Source organism: Arthrobacter sp. 01N444, assembly GCF_056399305.1.
Map to the genome: position 1 here is coordinate 1 of NZ_JBFTRB010000033.1, position 2,468 is coordinate 2,468.

A 2,468-nucleotide genomic window follows, 5' to 3' on the forward strand; every position below is an offset into this window, starting at 1 on the left:
GGATTGGCCGCCTCCGGTTCCCAGCATTTCCGCTGGTCTCCCTCGCGGCGACTTAGAAAACAATACACCCACCACGCCCCCACCGCAACTCCACCCCCCACACCCACCCCACCACCCAAAAACCCCGCCACCACAACCCAAAACCACCCGCCACGCACCTCATCACACGCTCCCCCGCCACCCACGGCCACTATGCCGTGCATCACTCCAACCCCGTGCCAGCAGATCCCCCACATGGCGGGCCCATGCAATTGCAGCCAAACAGCCGTCGTGTTGTCGAATGCAGGCCGCCACAGGGGCGTGACGCGGCAGGATGCTTCCGATGCCTTCTGGGCCAGACTCCGAACCAAGTGTTGTTCGAGGGGTACCGCAACCGGGTTCCCGGACGTCGGACGGCTTGCCTGACCCTGCGCGGGCTCATGGATCCCGCCGCGATCATCGCCGGCCTTCCGGCCAGCACTGCCGTCTGCCATCTGCCGGGGCGTATGACGAGTTGATGGCCCGACAGCAGCCACCCCGCCGAAATCATGGCTGAAGGGAACACCTGACGAACGTCAGCTACCTGGAATCAGCGAAGGACCTTGCAACCCGCGGCGGAAGTTGCATGATCTCGTGGTTTGATCGAGCGATTGATTCGGCCGCAGCCTGTTCCCAGGACGTCGAAGCAGCAAGAACTGTCAGGCAACCCCCTGGAGTCACCCTTGCTGTCTGTGCTTACTGAGAGCTCCCCCAGTCGATGTTCGCGATGTCTAAGGTGTTATCGACTCCCCTGAGTTCGCCCGCAATGCATCGGAACGGTCGGCTCGATGCGTCGCGCAGATCCGTGATCTGTATCGGATACCGCTTTCAAGAGCGGCACCTTCCACGACGAACAAGACCGACGCGTGTTCATTGCCTGCCGGAGCCGCCTGGCGAACGTGTTCCCACCCGACGCGATCCCAGGCAGTGTCATCAACGGCCTTCACCCACGCGCGGAATCCATCTTCATGCTCGGAAAGCGCATCCACCCAAGCGTCTTGGTGCTGAAGGGCGTACGCGCCAGGAGGGAGGGCGGGCTTGGCCTGTGTGTGAGCCTTTCCTTCGTGCGTCTTCGGTCGCCAATAGTCCCGGGAACCTGGGCAGCTCTTCAGGGCCTAAAGCAGGAGGCGTAGTAGACGCGCAGGTCCGGCGGTCGTACCGGCGCGGGCGGTGGTGGTTGCGGGCGATCCGGCCGGAGCGCCGAGCCTAGCGCCGCGGCCGGAAACGCTGTGCCGCCGCCGGCCGGGCAGTGTCCGCAGCGTGCTCTTGACGCGGCCCGGCCGCAAGGGTAGACAAGGGCCATCCCGGTGCTGTCGCGGGGGTTATGACCGCAGACAGAACGCGGGCAGCGCGGGGACCGTCATGATGAACCACGGCGGAGCAGCGGAGTGAGGTGTGAGCGATGACCGGATTAGTTGCCTTCCGCTTCGTGGCGCTCGGCTGGGCGGCCTACTTCGCCGCGGAAGCAGGGGTTGCGGACGAATGGGCGTACTACTTCGCCGTCTTCGTGATTGTGCTGGCCCAGTGCGCCGGTGTACCGCTTCCCGCCGTGGCCGTCCTGCTTGGAGCCTACGCCTCGGCGCGCCACGGAGACCTGAACCTTGCCGCCGTTATCGCGGTCGGCAGCCTGGGCGCCATGCTCGGGAGCACTATTGGCTACGTACTTGGGCGGGTGGGAGGCCGTCCGCTGATGCTTCGACTCGCACGGCGCTTCCACGCCGACGAGAATCGCATCCTCCAGCTCGAGTCGTTCTTCGATCGGCACGGTGGCAAAGCCTTGTTCTTCGGCCGCTGGGTCATAGTGGTCCGGCTCTGGGGCGCCATTGCCGCGGGGGCCGCCAAGATGCCGTGGCCCAATTTTCTGCTCTGGACCATCACAGGGTCCATTGCCTGGGTCGCGAGCCTCAGTGTTCTCGCCTATTTGGCCGGGGCGCTGGCCAATGCCATCGGTGACGCTCTCGACATCGGCGGCTGGGTGCTGGTCCCCTTCGTCGTGCTTGGCCTGGTGATCGTCTGGCGCCGGCGCAGACGCCGGAAGCTCAGGTCAGCGGGAGGGGCAGGGGACGGCGTGCCCGATGCCGAATGAGGCCGTCCAGGCGCGTCCGGCCTGTACGTTCCTGCAGCAACGCGGGGCCTCCTTCAAGGCGGAGCATATGACGTCGTAGGGCCCCTCATCGGGCGATCGGGCGCCAGGGGCGATTACCGGCCCGGCCCGGGGGCATCTGGCCGTGTACCGGACCGGTTTGGGGGCAGCCGGCCGTGGGCCCGGGCTCCGGGGCCGGGGTCCCGGCCCTGCCTGAGGGGGGGGGTAAATGCGGGAGGACCCCCACCTTGTGGTGGGGGTCCTCGACCGTTAATGGTGTTCCGGCGGTGACCTACTCTCCCACACCCTCCCGGGTGCAGTACCATCGGCGCTGTGGGTCTTAGCTTCCGGGTTCGGGATGGGACCG

At 66.2% G+C, this 2,468-nt stretch carries 2 protein-coding genes and 1 rRNA gene; 1 reads left to right on the forward strand and 2 read right to left on the reverse strand.

What is annotated here, in order from left to right:
* Positions 1-749 precede the first annotated feature (749 nt).
* Positions 750-1,007: a DUF6924 domain-containing protein gene (locus AC1DKN_RS20955; RefSeq protein ID WP_374208305.1), complete on the reverse strand. Its 258-nt coding sequence runs from the start codon at positions 1,005-1,007 to the stop codon at positions 750-752.
* 413 nt (positions 1,008-1,420) lie between these two features.
* Between AC1DKN_RS20955 and AC1DKN_RS20960 the strand changes: the two genes are divergently transcribed.
* The gene (locus AC1DKN_RS20960; RefSeq protein WP_476851869.1) at positions 1,421-2,104 is read left to right on the forward strand and encodes a DedA family protein; all 684 of its coding nucleotides are present in this window, start codon (positions 1,421-1,423) and stop codon (positions 2,102-2,104) included.
* A gap of 276 nt (positions 2,105-2,380) precedes the next feature.
* On the opposite strand, the gene rrf is transcribed toward AC1DKN_RS20960, so the two are convergent.
* Positions 2,381-2,468, reverse strand: a 5S ribosomal RNA gene (gene rrf / locus AC1DKN_RS20965); the annotation flags it as partial.

What these genes read in the sequence shown, in the direction of transcription:
- AC1DKN_RS20960 (WP_476851869.1), top strand. Translation starts at nt 1,421, where the DNA reads ATGACCGGATTAGTTGCCTTCCGCTTCGTGGCGCTCGGCTGGGCGGCC.